Annotated in this window: 11 protein-coding genes and 1 pseudogene; 7 read left to right on the top strand and 5 right to left on the bottom strand. The window is 51.2% G+C overall.

The genetic code is table 11. The annotated features are described in order from the left end of the window. Positions 1-33: 33 nt before the first annotated feature. Positions 34-1,938 (bottom strand): propionyl-CoA synthetase, encoded by a 1,905-nt coding sequence (locus tag ACYZYZ_RS08315; RefSeq protein WP_461483936.1) that lies wholly within the window; start codon positions 1,936-1,938, stop codon positions 34-36. Between the two features lie 179 nt (positions 1,939-2,117). Between ACYZYZ_RS08315 and ACYZYZ_RS08310 the strand changes: the two genes are divergently transcribed. Together ACYZYZ_RS08310 and ACYZYZ_RS08305 are read left to right on the top strand one after the other, a co-directional pair. Next, positions 2,118-5,633, top strand: coding sequence for a hybrid sensor histidine kinase/response regulator (locus tag ACYZYZ_RS08310; RefSeq protein WP_461483935.1), 3,516 nt, complete (start codon positions 2,118-2,120; stop codon positions 5,631-5,633). Between the two features lie 168 nt (positions 5,634-5,801). Continuing rightward, positions 5,802-6,287: a YajQ family cyclic di-GMP-binding protein gene (locus ACYZYZ_RS08305; RefSeq protein ID WP_461483934.1), complete on the top strand. Its 486-nt coding sequence runs from the start codon at positions 5,802-5,804 to the stop codon at positions 6,285-6,287. Between the two features lie 20 nt (positions 6,288-6,307). Here ACYZYZ_RS08305 and ACYZYZ_RS08300 read toward each other — a convergent pair whose 3' ends face one another. Beyond that, positions 6,308-6,958 carry a response regulator transcription factor gene (locus ACYZYZ_RS08300; protein ID WP_461483933.1) on the bottom strand — a complete coding sequence of 217 codons (651 nt, stop codon included), beginning with the start codon at positions 6,956-6,958 and terminating at the stop codon, positions 6,308-6,310. A 223-nt stretch (positions 6,959-7,181) separates the two neighbouring features. Here ACYZYZ_RS08300 and ACYZYZ_RS08295 point away from each other — a divergent pair, with 223 nt between their 5' ends. The 4 genes and pseudogenes from ACYZYZ_RS08295 to ACYZYZ_RS08280 all read left to right on the top strand — a co-directional run bounded on the left by ACYZYZ_RS08295 (position 7,182) and on the right by ACYZYZ_RS08280 (position 12,516). After that, positions 7,182-8,501, top strand: a complete 1,320-nt coding sequence (locus ACYZYZ_RS08295; protein WP_461483932.1) for a DcaP family trimeric outer membrane transporter — start codon at positions 7,182-7,184, stop codon at positions 8,499-8,501. Between the two features lie 111 nt (positions 8,502-8,612). After that, positions 8,613-8,885, top strand: a complete 273-nt coding sequence (locus tag ACYZYZ_RS08290) for a DUF4212 domain-containing protein (RefSeq protein WP_461483931.1) — start codon at positions 8,613-8,615, stop codon at positions 8,883-8,885. A 12-nt stretch (positions 8,886-8,897) separates the two neighbouring features. After that, positions 8,898-10,604, top strand: a pseudogene (locus ACYZYZ_RS08285) (sodium:solute symporter family protein). A 175-nt stretch (positions 10,605-10,779) separates the two neighbouring features. Next, on the top strand, positions 10,780-12,516 hold the full coding sequence (locus tag ACYZYZ_RS08280; protein ID WP_461483930.1) for a YncE family protein: 1,737 nt from the start codon (positions 10,780-10,782) through the stop codon (positions 12,514-12,516). A 156-nt stretch (positions 12,517-12,672) separates the two neighbouring features. Here the strand turns inward: ACYZYZ_RS08280 and ACYZYZ_RS08275 are convergent, their stop codons facing one another. Continuing rightward, entirely contained in the window at positions 12,673-12,945 is a 273-nt protein-coding gene (locus ACYZYZ_RS08275; RefSeq protein ID WP_461483929.1) for a DUF4242 domain-containing protein, read from the bottom strand. A gap of 343 nt (positions 12,946-13,288) precedes the next feature. Here ACYZYZ_RS08275 and ACYZYZ_RS08270 point away from each other — a divergent pair, with 343 nt between their 5' ends. Continuing rightward, positions 13,289-15,091, top strand: a complete 1,803-nt coding sequence (locus ACYZYZ_RS08270; RefSeq protein WP_461483928.1) for an outer membrane protein assembly factor BamB family protein — start codon at positions 13,289-13,291, stop codon at positions 15,089-15,091. An 80-nt stretch (positions 15,092-15,171) separates the two neighbouring features. Here ACYZYZ_RS08270 and ACYZYZ_RS08265 read toward each other — a convergent pair whose 3' ends face one another. Both ACYZYZ_RS08265 and arfB read right to left on the bottom strand, forming a co-directional pair. Then, a complete protein-coding gene (locus tag ACYZYZ_RS08265; protein WP_305169163.1) occupies positions 15,172-15,630 on the bottom strand; it encodes a hypothetical protein in 459 nt (152 codons plus the stop codon). Between the two features lie 157 nt (positions 15,631-15,787). Further along, the gene (arfB, locus tag ACYZYZ_RS08260) at positions 15,788-16,201 is read right to left on the bottom strand and encodes an alternative ribosome rescue aminoacyl-tRNA hydrolase ArfB (RefSeq protein ID WP_461483927.1); all 414 of its coding nucleotides are present in this window, start codon (positions 16,199-16,201) and stop codon (positions 15,788-15,790) included. Positions 16,202-16,249: the final 48 nt, after the last annotated feature.

The raw sequence follows: 16,249 nt of genomic DNA, 5'->3' as shown, positions 1-16,249 counted from the left end.
ATTGCTGGAATGGAGAAAGCGTAAAGAAGTTGTTTAGGCAGAAGGTCTTCCCGCGGTTTTCATCGCCTGGGAAATTTCATCCAGTATTGCGGGATCATCGATGGTCGAGGGCACGTTGAAGGGCTCGCCATCGGCAATCTGACGCATGGTGCGACGCAGAATTTTTCCAGAGCGGGTCTTGGGAAGTCTTTGCACAATCAATGACTGATCGTAGCAACCCACGGCCCCAATTTTCGCACGCACCATTTGTTTCAGCTCCGCGGCGAGATCGTCCTTGCGAAGGGATGCGCCATCCTTGAGAACCACCAAGCCCAGGGGCAGTTGTCCTTTAAGGCTATCGCTAATACCGATCACGGCACATTCAGCGACCGCCGGGTGAGATCCGACAATTTCTTCCATTTGACCGGTGGACAGGCGGTGGCCAGCGACGTTAATGACATCGTCACAGCGACCCATGACAAAGAGATAATTTTCTTCGTCAAGGTAACCCTCGTCACCGGTCAGGTAATAGCCTGGATAGGTGTTTAGATAGCCTGCTTCAAATCGTGGGTGATTGCCCCAGATAGTGGCCAGCGTGCCCGGAGGCAGGGGCAGCTTAATGGCGATATTACCTTTTTCACCGCCACTCACCGGTTCACCGGCTTCGTTGAGAATCTGTACCTGGTAGCCAGGCATTGGCACCGTGGCTGAACCAGGCTTGGTGGGCATGGGTTCAAGACCTATAGGGTTTCCGGCTATGGCCCAGGCAGTTTCTGTCTGCCACCAGTGGTCAATCACGGGCAGCTTGGTTTTTTCTTTCAGCCACTCGTAAGTGGGGGGGTCCAGTCGTTCCCCAGCCAGGTAAATACGCTCCAGTTTCGACAGATCGTATTGCTTCAGGTTTTCAGCTTCAGGATCTTCCTTTCGAACTGCACGAAATGCAGTGGGTGCCGTAAACATGGTCTTTACGCCGTGTTCAGCACAGACCCGCCAGAAAGCACCGGAGTCAGGGGTCCTGACCGGTTTGCCTTCATACAGAATCGTGGTGCAGCCAGTCAGGAGGGGAGCGTAGACAATGTAGGAATGGCCTACCACCCAGCCCACATCAGACGCGGCCCAGTAAACATCACCGGGTTCGACGTTATAGACAACATCCATGCTGTAGCACATCGCGACTGCATGCCCACCGTTGTCCCGCACCACTCCTTTGGGTTTACCGGTTGTCCCTGAGGTGTAGAGGATATACAGCGGATCAGTACCTTTGACAGGAACCGGTTCCGCGGGTGTAGCACCTGAGACCAGATCCTGCCAGTCGACGTCCCGTCCGGGTTGCATGTCTGCCTGTGACTGTGGACGCTGGAGTAAGACCACATGACTGGGTTTGTGCTCAGCAATCTTGATGGCCTCATCAACCATGGGCTTGTAATCGATAACACGGTTGATTTCGATGCCGCATGACGCTGTCACGATGACTTTCGGGTGAGCGTCATCAATACGCACAGCCAGTTCGTCTGGAGCAAAACCGCCAAATACCACGGAGTGGATTGCACCCAGTCTGGCACAGGCCAGCATGGCGATGGCCGCTTCGGGCACCATTGGCATATAAATCACCACGCGATCACCTTTTTCCACACCCAGGCTTTTCAGTCCACCGGCAAACAGCGCTACTTGATCACGCAATTCACGGTAGGTGTAGGTGGCTTTGGTGTCGGTCACCGGGGAATCGTAGATCAGCGCGGCCTGTTCACCTCGACCCTGTTCCACGTGATAGTCGAGACACAGATAACTGGTGTTCAGCTCCCCGTCGGTATACCAGCGAAAGTATTCGTTCTCATCCACGCTGAGAATGTTGGTCGGCTTTTTATACCAGGCAATACGATTAGCCTGCTCTTGCCAGAATTGTTCAGGGTTTTCCAAAAACTGTTGATATTGTTTCTGATAGGCATTAACTACAGACATATTGAGATCCTTCCCCCAACCTTAAATTATTTTGCTGAATTGTTTGCCATGGGCACCGTGAGCGCAATACGACCTAGGTACAACAACTTAAGTAGCACATCACTTGCAACCTTCACGAAAATCATCGACTCTTCAGCCATGACAGGTTATGCGTTGCCATAAAAGGTTTCCGAGAAGCCATGATTTCTCAACCCTTGCTGTTGCTGATTGCCTTGAGTTGCGTGTTTCTTCTCGTGCTTGTTGCCCTATGGGCAGAGCGTCAACCTGACTGGCACAACCGTTTACGCCCCTATATTTATAGCCTGACACTGGCCGTCTACTGTTCTTCCTGGACATTTTTCGGAGCCGTCGGTGTGGCCTCCCAATACGCCTGGGCCTATATTCCCATCTATCTGGGACCCATGCTGGTGTTTGTGTTCGGTGGTCCGATCCTCCGCAAACTCGTCAATATTGGTAACCGGCAGAAAACCACTTCCATCGCCGACTTTATTGGTTCCCGTTATGGCAAACGTCAGTTGCTGGCTGCGCTGGTCACCGTGGTGGCTGTGGTCGGCTCCATGCCCTATATCTCGCTGCAACTGAAGGCGATTTCACTGGCTTGGGATACCCTGTCTGGACCGACGGAGACAAGTTCCGCATACCTGCCAGACAGCGTATTGGTAACCGCTCTGATGCTGGCACTGTTCGCAATGGTTTTCGGTACCCGGCACATTGAGGGACGCGAACGGAATCGGGGCATGATGGCGGCACTGGCTGTAGAGTCGGTGATTAAAGTGGTGGCCATGGTGGCGCTGGCTATCCTGGCGCTCGTTATGGCGAGTACCGTGGAACTCGGGCCATTGCTTTCCGATGATGTGCTGATGGACTCATGGTTATCAAACCCCGTCAACCCGCCATTTATCACCATGGTCCTGTTGTCGATGTTGGCGATCATCTGCCTGCCCAGACAGTTTCATGTCACGGTGGTGGAGTATCAGAGTGAGCGCGATCTTCAGGTAGCCCACTGGTTTTTCCCTCTTTATTTGCTGGTGATTATGGCGGTGGTGCTGCCGATCTCTGTGGTGGGCACCCATCTGTTTTCTGGTAGTGAGGTGGCGCCAGACACCTATGTTTTGAGTCTACCGATTAGCAGTGGTTCTGAATTGCTGGCCATTCTTGCCTTTGCCGGTGGTTTCTCTGCGGCGACGGGCATGGTGATTGTGGCCTCTGTGACACTTTCCATCATGGTGTCGAACGAAATCATCTTGCCGTTGCTGTTACGTTGGCGGAAGGATCAGTTTCGGCAGACGGCATACTTCATGGGCCAGCACCTTCGCTGGATTCGGCGGGTATGCATTCTTGCCATACTGATGGCCTCCTGGGTCATGTATCGGATGATGAGGGAGGAAGAGGCGTTGGCATCCATTGGTCTGGTGTCCTTTGCCTGTTTTGCCCAACTAGCCCCGGCGCTCCTCGGCGGAGCCTATTGGCGACGCGGTCATGCCAAAGGCGTTTATGCCGGGCTGGCCGTGGGATTTCTTTTCTGGTGGTATTGTCTGTTGCTGCCCACGCTATTGCCCACCGACGATGCGATTCTTGTTCAGGGGCCCTGGCAGCTCCAATGGCTGCGCCCCCAGGCACTTTTCGGAATGGATTTTCTTGATCCACTCAGCCATGGGGTTATCTGGAGTCTGCTGAGTAACCTGCTGATCTACATCGTTGTTTCGTTACTGGTCAGACAGGATGAACGGGACTGTTTCCAGGCTGCCGAATTTGTGGATGCGCCAGGTCCAACCCTTTATGGTGAAGACGATTACGAACTGTCTTCCATCAGGGTAGTGCAGTTGCGGCAATTGATGGAATCCTTCCTTAACCGCAAACAGCAGGCAGAACTGTGGCGTGGTTGTGAGGAACGTTATCAGCAGAGACTACTTGACAATGACCGGGCACCTGTCTTTGTCGTACGCCGGGTAGAGCGATACCTGGCGGCAATCGTGGGGTCGGCGTCGGCACAAAGCGCGATCACGCTTTTACAGAGGACCGAGCCTCTACAGTTCAGTGACTTGGCCGCTATTGTTGGCGGAACATCAGAGCAACTTCAGTTCAATCGTGACCTGCTGCAAACCACGGTTGAAACCATTTCCCAGGGCATTTGCGTGGTCGATGCCGATCTCAGAATCGTTGCCTGGAATCGCCGCTATGAGCAGATGTTTGATTATCCGGCTCGGCTACTCTATGTGGGATGCCCAATCAAATCGGTGTACGAATACAATGCCAAAAAGGGGCTATACCGGGATTCCGATAACCCCGAGAGCCAAGTAGAGCGCCGACTGGAATTGCTGCGCAATGGGGGTTCCCACCGATTTGAGCGCACATTGCCCAATGGCACCACCATTCAGGTTGTGGGAAATCCCATGCCCAATGGCGGTTTTGTTGCCAGCTTCACAGATATTAGTGAATACAAAACCGTGGTTAAGGCGTTGGAAGAGGCGAAAGCCACACTGGAAGATCGTGTTGCCCAGCGCACGGCAGATCTTTCCAACCTTAATTTTAAAATGGGGGAAGAAATCCGTTTACGTGCCCGCGCCGAGGAAGAACTGCGTGAACTGCATGCCAGTAAAAGCCGTTTCATGCAGGCGGCAAGTCATGACTTGTTGCAACCGATCAGCGCCGCCAAACTGTTTCTGACTTCCATTCAGCATCAAATTGCCGGCACTGACCAGGCATCGCTGGCCCATCATATTGGTCATGTGCAGAAATCCCTTGAAACGTCTGAAAATCTGATCTCCGCCCTCAGGGAAATCTCCGGCCTCGAAGGTGGCAAAATGCAACCGGATATCAAAAGTTTCTGTCTTCACTCCATGCTGGAAGAATTGGCTGCTGAGTTTGGTGCCCTGGCGTTGGAGAAGGGAATTGAATTACGTTTTGTGCCCAGCCGTAAGGTAGTGGCCAGCGACCCACATCTATTGCGTCGTATTTTGCAGAACTTCCTCAGTAATGCCATTCATTACACCAAACGAGGTCGTCTGTTGCTGGGTTGTCGCCGTGCCAACAACGGATTGAGAATTGAAGTGTGGGATACCGGTCCTGGAATTGCGCCCCATGCCATGGACAGAATTTTTATGGAGTTTGAACGGCTCAGTCCAGGCGCCACCAGCACCGACAAGGGACTGGGGCTCGGGCTGACCATCGCCAAGGGCATGGCGGATCTGATGCACCATGAAATTGGCGTCAAGTCAGAACCCGGTGAAGGTTCAGTATTCAGCATTCTGGTTCCCCTCGGGAACCCGGTGTTGGTTCCTGAAACACCGTCGTCAACACCCAAAGTGAGACCGGAATTAAGAGGGCTTCGGGTACTCTGTATCGATAACGAAGAGGAAATTCTTGAAGGAATGAAAAGCCTGCTTAGCCAATGGGGTTGCCAGGTGATGCTGGCAAAAGGACCAAAAGACTTGCAGGCGCTGGTGAGCAGCTATCCACCGGATATTATGCTGGTGGACTTTCACTTGGAGGAACACCTGACGGGTATTGAGCTGGTGCGCGAAATGCCACAAACCTGGCGTCATCGCCCCTGTATAGTCATCAGTGCAGATAACTCAGATGAGGTTCGCCAGCAGGTCGAACAGGCCGAGCTGCACTACATGTCCAAGCCGGTTTCCCCCGAGAAACTCGCCAAGCACATCACCGAATTGGTGCGGCCCACTAAGCCGGGCTAAAGCCACTGTCTTTAGAGTTCGCATTTTTCTGGCGCATAGCCGGTTAAATATCGGCTGTTACCGAGAAGCAACAAACCATTTTCTGGATGCCATGTGCGGTGCTTTTCCAGAAGGTTCTGGACGGCTAGACTAACGCCTTTAAATTTTTACCCATAAGGTGCCTGAAAAATGCCGACGTTCGATATCGTTTCAGAAGTAGATATGGTGGAGATCCGCAATGCTACCGAAAACACCCAGCGTGAATTGACAACGCGGTTTGATTTTCGCGGTGTAGCGGCCAGCGTCGAACTCAAAGACGAAATCGTTACCCTTGCGGCAGAGTCTGACTTTCAATGCCAGCAACTGATGGATATGTTCAGCAAAAACCTGGTGAAACGCAACGTGGATCCCTATGTGGTGGATGTGGATGAAGAGGCCCTGCACATTGGCAAAACATTCTCTCTAAAGGTGCGGTTCAAACAGGGTATCGACCAGCCCATGGCGAAAAAGATCATCAAGTTACTGAAAGATTCGAAGATGAAAGTGCAGGCATCCATACAGGGCGACAAAATTCGAGTTAGTGGCAAAAAGCGTGATGATCTTCAGCAGGCGATAGCGCTGATTAAAGGGGCGGAGCTTGGCCAACCCTTTCAGTACGAAAATTTCAGGGATTGATTTTCACCTGAGAGAAGTCGTCAGGTGCTTTGGTCGGGTGATTCCAGGTTCAGTTTGCTGATAGCGAGTACCGCCTGGGTCCGGGAACGTACATTCAACTTTCTGAAAATTGCTGTCATATGCGCTTTGATGGTGGCTTCGGTGACATCTAGTTCATAGGCAATCTGTTTATTCAGCAGTCCTTCTGCCAGCATCGTCAGCACCAGGTATTGCTGGGGCGTCAGGGAGGCAATCCCTTCCATAAGTTTTTGTTCATCATCGCCCGCCGGTGCGCTCACGCCTGCATGGGCCGGTAGCCAGGTTCCCCCATTCAATGCGGCCTGGATCGCAGTCTGGATAACATCAATACCGGAAGACTTCGGCAGAAATCCCTTCGATCCGAATTCCACCGCTCTCTGCATGATATCGGTGCGTTCATTGGCGGAAACCACCAGAACGGGAATCTGTGGAGCTTGCCCTTTCAGGTAGGCGAGGGCGCTGAAGCCGTGGGCGCCGGGCATGTGAAGGTCCAGTAACACCAGGTCGGCATCCGGGTGATCGCAAAGCTTGGTTTGCAAGCTGGCCATATCCTGAGCCTCGACAACCTCCACATCAGCATCCAGGCAATGTAGTACCCCTGATATGGCATTGCGAAACAGCGGATGGTCATCGGCAACGATATATTTTGACATGTAATTATTTTCAGCGTGCCAGTTCTTTTCGATGTTAGTCCCCGCTGCCGGTGCTGACAACCCTCCCGGTCTTTTTAATTTTTGCCATTTTCTGCCTCTCAACCCACCAATGTTGTTAGACATTAGTCGTAATTTTTCACAGAAATCGACCTTGGTCGCATACCCATAGAGACGCGTTGCAGTAACTCTGTCACTGCTTGATAAATCTATTGGGAGAGGACTTATGTTTACCAAGACAAAACTGGCGCTCGCAACAGCCGTTATGTTGCCTGCCGTGACATTCTCCGGACAGTCATTGGCAGCAGCGAGCAACGAGGACCTGTCTGCGAAAATCGAGATGCTGGAAGCACAGCTTGCGAAATTACAGCAACTGGTGACCCAGCAGGGGGAAAAACAGAAAGCCATTGAAACGACAGTCAGCAAAAAAGTTGATAGCCCCGTTTCCGGCATGAAATTGACTTATGGTGGCTTTGTTAAAGTCGATGCCATCAGCAGCAGTTATTCCGATGGTGAACGCGCAAGCTCTGCTATTGGCGATGACATTCTGGTACCCAGTACCATTCCGGTTGCCGGCAAGAGCGGTTCACGCCGTTTTGATGGGCATGCCAAAACCTCACGCTTCTGGTTTAAAACTGCGACGCCCACCAGCATGGGTAACATCAATACCCACTTCGAGATGGACCTGTTGACCTTTGATGGCGATGAGCGGATTTCCAACTCCGACCATTCACGTATTCGTCATGCCTACCTGAAGTGGGACTATAACGACAGCTCATCACTACTGCTGGGTCAGTCCTGGAGTACCTTTATGAGCACCATGGTTCTGCCAGAAACGGCAGAATTTATTGGGCCCACCTCAGGCGTGATCTTTAACCGTCAAACCCAGGCTCGCTGGAGCCATAAGTTGTCCAATGGCGGTACAGTTCACCTGGCACTGGAAAACCCCTCTACAGGCACCATTGATGGCGGCGCCGGTTTTTCAAGTAACAATTACGATGACAACAATGTCCCGGATTTCGTGGCTCGCTACGATGGCAACTGGGGTAAGTTCAGCTATAACATCGCCGGTCTGGCCCGTCAGATCACCTATGACACGGGTACACAGGACGAAGACAAATGGGGTTATGGGGTCAGCCTCTCCGGTAAATATGCCTTTGCTAACGGCGATGACCTGAAAATGCAATTTAACCAGGGTCACCTGGGTCGTTACACCGCGTTGCAGGCATTCCGCGATGCAGCCATCGAGTCTGATGGTGACCTGGACCTGATCGATGTCACCGGTGGATTTGTTGCCTATCGCCACCTGTGGACACCAAAACTGCGCAGTACCATTTCCTACGCCATGACACGCGCAGACAACCCCAGCTCAGTGGCAGATACCAACAACGAGGAAGTCAGCAACTACCTGGTTAACCTGTTTTACTCACCCACCACCAACCTCTCATTCGGCCTGGAATACCTGAATGCCGAACGTGAACTGGAAAATGGTGATGATGGTGATCTGAAGCGGGTGCAATTCACCGGCAAGTACGTTTTCCAATAGGCATTTGGCCTGGGTTTCGGGTCGGGTTAGACCAAGGTTGCAGAGACACGCTATGTCACCTCGGTTAATTTGGCAGTATCCGAAAAAAGTATAACAACGGGAGGAAAGACAATGAGTTTCCAAACTGACGAACATGCCAAAGCTTACTGGAAGGAAAACCTGCGTTTGCTGGTGACCCTGCTGGTGATTTGGTTCGCTGTTTCATTCGGGTTTGGCATCCTGCTGGTTGAGCCACTGAACGCCATCAAGATTTTCGGCTTCAAGCTCGGCTTCTGGTTTGCCCAACAGGGTTCCATCTACGTATTTGTGATTCTGATCTTCGTCTACGTGAAGAAGATGAAAGCGCTGGATCGCAAGTACAACGTCCACGAAGACGATGAGTAAAGGGGAGTGATCATGGATATTCAAGGCTGGACTTTTTTACTGGTAGGCCTCAGTTTCGCTCTCTATATCGGGATCGCGATCTGGGCTCGTGCCGGTTCGACCAAGGAGTTCTACGTGGCCGGTGGGGGTGTTCCGCCCGTGGCAAATGGTATGGCGACGGCAGCTGACTGGATGTCGGCAGCATCGTTTATCTCCATGGCGGGGCTGATCTCCTTCATGGGTTATGACGGTGGTGTTTACCTGATGGGCTGGACCGGCGGTTATGTTCTGCTGGCACTTTGCCTTGCACCTTACCTGCGTAAATTCGGCAAGTTTACGGTGCCGGACTTTATCGGCGACCGCTACTATTCACAAACGGCTAGAACTGTGGCCGTGATCTGTGCCATCTTCGTGTCGTTCACTTATGTGGCGGGACAGATGCGCGGTGTGGGTGTGGTGTTCTCCCGCTTCCTGGAAGTGGATATCGTCACCGGCGTATTGCTGGGTATGTGTGTGGTGTTCTTCTACGCGGTACTCGGCGGTATGAAAGGCATTACGTATACCCAGGTAGCTCAGTACTGTGTATTGATCTTTGCCTACCTGGTGCCTGCCGTATTCATCTCCATGCTGATGACAGGTAACCCGGTTCCGCAGCTGGGCTTCGGTGACACTCTGGCGGATGGCTCAGGTACATACTTGCTCGACAAGCTCAACGGGCTATCGACGGAGTTGGGCTTCACAGAATATACCTCGGGCAATAAGAGTATGATCGACGTATTCTTCATCACCTTCGCTCTGATGGTGGGTACTGCAGGTCTGCCCCATGTGATCGTTCGCTTCTTTACTGTGCCGAAAGTGGCTGATGCTCGTCGTTCAGCCGGCTGGGCGCTGGTGTTCATTGCCATTCTGTACACCACTGCTCCCGCTGTTGCTTCTTTTGCCCGTGTGAACATGATCGAAACCATCAACGGTTCCGATGGTCAGGGTGTGGTCTACGAGGAAGCGCCGAGCTGGATCAGCAACTGGCAGCAAACCGGCCTGATTGGCTGGGAAGATAAAAACGGCGATGGTCGTATGTTCTAGTCCGGTGATGACCGCAATGAGATGAAAATCGACCGCGACATCATGGTATTGGCTAATCCTGAAATCGCTAATCTTCCGGCTTGGGTAATTGCTCTGGTAGCGGCAGGTGGTGTGGCAGCGGCGCTGTCGACTTCAGCGGGTCTGTTGTTGGTGATCTCCACCTCAATATCCCATGACCTGTTGAAACGAAATCTGATGCCCAATATTTCGGATAAGCAGGAGTTGATGTATGCCCGTATTGCCGCAGCATGTGGTATCTCTGTGGCAGCTTATTTGGGTATCCACCCGCCGGGCTTTGTGGCACAGGTGGTGGCATTTGCCTTCGGGTTAGCAGCGTCCAGCTTCTTCCCCGCCATCATCCTCGGCATATTCCACAAGCGGATGAACAAGGAAGGTGCGATTGCCGGCATGCTCACAGGTATTACCTTCACGGCGGCCTACATCGTCTACTTCAAGTTCATCAATCCTGCGGCCAACACCCCGGATAACTGGTGGTTCGGTATCTCACCAGAGGGCATTGGTACACTGGGTATGATCTTTAACTTCCTGGCTGCCTTCGCCGTACAGAAAATGACCGGTGAAGCTCCCCAACATATCGAAGATATGGTGGAAAGCCTGCGCTATCCGAAAGGCGCTGGAGAAGCCCAGGGACATTAATGTTCAGGTGATAACTCGCCATTCCAAAATGGCCGCCCATAGGGCGGCCATTTTTTTGGACGGATACTAATTGGTGACGGCTTCCAAGTGGGCAAATAGCAGGATGACTGGTGTTGACCTGAGGGCCGGTTATTCTTAGCCTATACGGCATAATATTTTTCAAGGATGAAATGTCATGATTTATCAGTTGTCTCGTTTTCTTTCGTTTTTTATTTTTTGTTTTCTGAGTGTTTCTGTCACGGCTCAAGATTTAAAAGTTAATCTCGATTTGGGTGCTGAGCCCCATGGATTCGTGCATGACAGCGCCCGTGATCTTCTCTATATCTCCGTTCCTTCTACCCATGAAATTATTCAGGTTTCAACGGTCGATTACAGGATAATTGATACTTTTATTTTGCCTGACGATCCAATGGGCGTAGACATTAGCGACGATGGTAATCATTTGTTTGCGGCACTTAATCATAGTGGTTCCGTTGCAGTAATCGATCTGGAAAACAAAACTGTACGGCAGATTAATGTAGCGGTTTTATTAGGTGCGGCCAGTACCTGGGATGTTGAATATGTTGCAGGGGATAGACTCTTTGTTTCAGCAAACCCGGGAAGTGGTGGTCTAGCCTCTATTGTCGAAATTCGCTTGGCTGAAGGTGATGTAGCGCAAAAAGTGGCCAGCAATAGGTATTTCCGCGCAGAGCCCGTGTTTGCAGAGCAGAATGGACATTTTCTCTATGTAGGAGAAGGCTTTTCCCCTAACTCTCTCTACAAGCTTGATTTAAGTCAGAATGGTGTCCCTCTCGTATTAGAGGATGTACATGGCAGTGTTTATGGGGCGGACAAACTGGCTATCAGCCCTTTTGGCGATAGAATTCACACGACAGCCGGGCAAGTATTCAGAACGGAAAGTCTCACCCAAACAGCAGAAGTAAACCCAGGGCTGACGGATTATCTTGATGACAATAGTCAGTTCTATTTGGCAGAAGCTACCGATTTCTTTGGTTATGAATCTCGAACAGTGGTCGTTTCTTTAATTAGCACATCGACTTACTTTCCGGCGCAGGAATGGGAGTTTGACTGCGTGCTAAATGACCCCGAATTACCCTCCGACTTTATGGTTTTGCCAGAGCAGGCAGGTTTTCTCCTGCTAGCTAACCATTCACTCTGTGGTCTCATCACTGATCCAGGTGGGTTGGATTTAGATGCAGATGGTGTCATTGATACCAGTGATAACTGCCCGCAGGATCATAATCCCGACCAGTTAAATAGTGATGATGATGAATTCGGCGACGTTTGTGATCCCTATCCCTTGGATGATAATAACTTGATGGCTTGTCTGATTGATCTTGATGATCAAGAACTGACGATTGAGGAGCAGATTCGAACTATCGTTAATTTGAACCAGAGTGTTTATGCGTTAAACCAGACGATTGTTAGTCGGGATCAGACGATCAGTGACCTCAATCAAACTGTTGCTAGCCTGGAGCAGTCTATTGATCAATTAAACCTGACCATTCTTAGTCGTGATCAGAGCATCAGTGATCTTAATCAAACTGTTGCCAGTCAGGCACAGACCATTGATGCGTTAAACCAGACTATTGTTAGTCGAGATCAGACGATCAGCGAACTCAATCAAACTGTTGCGAGTCAGGGGCAGATCATTGATGAGTTAAACCAGACCATTGTTAGTCGAGATCAGACGATAAGCGACCTTAATCAAACTGTTGCTAATCAGGCGCAGATTATTGATGAGTTAACGGCTGAAAATCAGGTATTGAGGGAAGAAATTGATCGATTGATGAATCCTCCGCCTCCGGAAGGAGATGAAGATGGGGATGGAGTGCCTGATTCACAGGATCAGTGTCCCGGTACGACTGGCGGAAAGGTCGATGCAGATGGCTGTTCCAGAAAACAACGCTAATGAAGTATTGAAACCGGACATACTGTCCGGTTTTTCTACCTAGAAGCTTATGCTCGACTATAAGAGGTCCAGTACAGACGTAAAAAATTGGTAAGCGGTAAATATGAGCTGTCCTGTGCCCAAGATTTATCCTTGGGGCACAGGAATGGCTGAATCTTACTCAGCCGTAGTTGGGTCAATGACAGTTGAGATTTTTGAAATTCGGTTGGCGGGGAATTCACCCTGGCGCGCATGCTCACGAACGGCTTCTTCATTCGGTGCGATATAAATACAGTACACCTTGTCATCGGTGACGTAACTCTGAACCCATTGAATCTGTGGTCCCATGCCGTTGAGAACGCCACAGGATTTCTGGGAAATGGCCTGTAAATCCTGTGCAGTCAGATTGCCAGCTCCGGGAATATCTCTCTCTATCACATACTTGGGCATTCTAGGTCTCTCCTTATTATCGTTAGGTCAGCTACGCTGCGTTCCCTTGTAAACACAAGGGATTGAACAGTGCAGCATGCTCAATCAAAACGGCGTAAGTTTGCCGTCTTGGCAAGATTTGATGTTTATTGTGAGTGCAGGTTCCATGGGAACCACAACTGATCATAGACCAGTCTCCGGTGAGGAACAGGAAGTTCACTTCATGTCAGTCTGATTTTTTCCAGTTGATAATGATTTTTCAGGTCTGGTGGTGTCGGTTTGCAGTGCCGGAGCTGTCTATACTGGTTCGGATACCCTTAACAACTAATAGGTGTTTCCCCATGAGTGAAGAGTGGAAAGAAGCATGAGTCGAGCTGTGAGTTATCTACTGGCAGGGATATTCTGTGCCTGCTTGCCGACATTCGCTGATGAGGTGGATGTGACCCACTTGTTGTCCGCGCAGAAAAACTCCGGGGACTGGTTATCCTACGGGCACGATTACAGCAACCAGCGGTTTTCTCCCTTGAAACAGATTAACCGGCAAACGGTTAGTCACTTGGTACCCCGCTGGATTTACCAGACAGGTTATTCCGCTTCGTTTCAGGCAACCCCGCTAGAGGTTGACGGCGTGATTTACCTGTCGATGCCGTTTAATCATGTCAGCGCCATCAATGCCGCTACCGGTCAGGAAATTTGGCGCTATAAACACCGGCGCGTCAGTACCACTATGTGCTGTGGCCCAGCCAACAGGGGGGTCGCCGTAGCGCAAGGCAAGGTGTTTATCGGCACCGTAGATGCACGACTGATCGCCCTGGACAAGGCAACAGGAATACCGGTTTGGGATGTTCCTCTGGTTACGGACAGCGGTCCCACAGAAACGGTTGAGCAATTGGGTGCCGACAACCGCTTGCGAGAGAAAGCGACCACGGGCACTACCGGTGTCGGTGTGAATATGGCGCCGTTGGTGGTGAAGGATAAAGTGATTATTGGCATCACGGGTGTTGGATATGGGCTTCACCTGGAAGCGGAAACCCCTGATGCGCCTGTGGGGACCGTGGTCGGTTTTGCCGGGGATTTTGGTCGACCGGGATTCTATGCGGCTTTTGATGTCCACACCGGTAAACGTATCTGGCAGTTTGATACCGTGCCGGATTCCGGATGGGAGGGAGAGTTTCTCGAAACAACACCAGATGGGCTGCCTTTGCCACGTGATATCGCTGGGGAAAAGCAGGCCATGAAGCAATTTCCTGATGCCGGTAGGCACGGCGGGGGTTCGGCATGGACCACACCGGCGTTTGATCCCATCTCCAACCTGTTGTATGTCGGCATCGGCAATCCCTCACCCCAGATGGATGACAGTTCGCGACCAGGGGATAACCTTTACACTGTTTCCCTCGTTGCGTTGGATGCCGATACCGGGGAGTTGCGTTGGAACTACCAACAGGTGCCCCACGACCTGTGGGGGTATGACGTGGCCAGCCCGCCGGTATTGTTTGACTACCAGAGCAGAACGGGTCCGGTAGTGGCCGTTGGGCAGGCCGCAAAAACGGGCTGGTTCTACGTGCATGACCGCCTCACCGGTAAGTTGATGTACAAATCACAGCCGTTTGTTCCTCAGGAAAACCTTTTTGCGCCGCCTAGCCCCGAGGGCACTCGTGTCGCACCAGGAGCCATTGGTGGTGCCAGCTGGTCTCCCGTTGCCTACAACCCCTCTAGTGGATTGGCCTATGTGGCGGCCTCCCATGTGCCTGTGCGTTATACCGTAAAGTCACTCGCGGTGAATAAAGATGGAAAACCGCAACGTTACACCGAGCTGGAACCTATCAATGAGCCACAGTGGGGAACGCTGACGGCAATTTCCACCCGGGAAGGTGGCAAGATTCACTGGCAGCATAAAACCGAACAACCTCTGGTGGGAGGGGTTCTGGCGACTGCAGGAAATCTGGTTTTTATGGGTGAGGGTAATGGCTATCTCAGTGCCTATGATGCTGACAGCGGAGAACTGTTGTGGCAATTTCAGTGTGGTGCGGGGGTCAATGCGCCACCAGTGAGTTATGAAGTCAACGGGGTGCAGTACGTTGCAGTGGCCGCTGGAGGAAATTCTCTGTTCGGGTTTAAAGGGGGTGGCGCGCTGTTAGTGTTTGCACTCCCCAGTGGAGGCAAATAAAAAGCATAGCCGGGCTGCAGTTTGTCCAGTGAAGTGCTGCCTCTCTATCAGAACTTCACTGGACAATTGTCTTGGCAAGATTACAGGTCGTGCATACGCCCTGTTTGACTGGCCAGGCGCATGGCCTCATGTTTTTCCATGGCCAGCAGAGATTCAAGTAATTCCCTGACGGCATTGGTTTCTGCTTTGCCCATCAACGTGCGGTACAGGTCCATGACTTGCTCGTGGAAATTAAACACCTCCATACAGATGCTGTCGTAATCCAGGGATTCAAATGCCATGTTGCAGCTTTCACTGATGTCGATGGGTTTGTGGGAAAGGTAGTCGTAAACATAAGTGTGCATGGCTTTGGTATCTGCTTTTTCTTCAAAGCTCTCCACCATTTTGGCAATTTTGGCTTCGTGGTCTGACAGATATTCGAGCAACAATTTGGCACCTTCCTGTCTATGTTTCTCGGCACCGTGTGATAGGCACTTGGCCAGGTGGTCGTGGAGTTGGCGGGTCCAGTCGATCAAATCGGCAAATGTCTTGATATCCATCGAATTATCCTTGTTTGTGGTGTTGTCTGTTTATTTCTACGAGCGTTTATTGCTATCAGTTTAGTCCCAAAATTATCTGTTTGTTGTCAAAAAACGGAGGGATTTGATATAGAGCAAACCCCATATCTTCGAGGGGCCCAAGAGTGAGCAAAAAACATCAGTCAAGGACTTTGCCACGCAGAGCCTTGGTTTGCCCCCGACGAGTTTTACTGTCCATGCGCTTTTGTTTTGAAGCCTTGCTGGCCTTGGTTGGAATCCGGGTTTTCTGTACACGGGTGGCTTCTTCGATCAGAGCCTGTAACCGCTGTAAGGCATCAGTACGGTTTTTTTCCTGGGTGCGAAACTGCTGGGCCTTGATAACCACAATACCGTCGCTGCTGATACGTTTGTCTTTGAAGTCCAGTAATCGCTGCTTGTAGGCTTCGGGCAGGGAAGAAGCGTGTATATCAAAACGCAGATGAATGGCAGACGAGACCTTGTTGACGTTCTGGCCGCCGGCACCTTGTGCCCGAATTGCCGTGCATTCGATTTCGTCATCGGGCAGATAGATATTTGTCGCGATTTTCAGCACAGTATTGAGTACATAGAATGGTTTGCCAGTTATTAGCCTAACAGGCCA

Source organism: Porticoccus sp., from assembly GCA_023261185.1.
Taxonomy (GTDB): Bacteria; Pseudomonadota; Gammaproteobacteria; order Pseudomonadales; family Porticoccaceae; genus Porticoccus; species Porticoccus litoralis.
The sequence above is the reverse complement of the archived record's forward strand: the minus strand, read 5'-3'. Positions and strand labels throughout refer to the sequence as shown.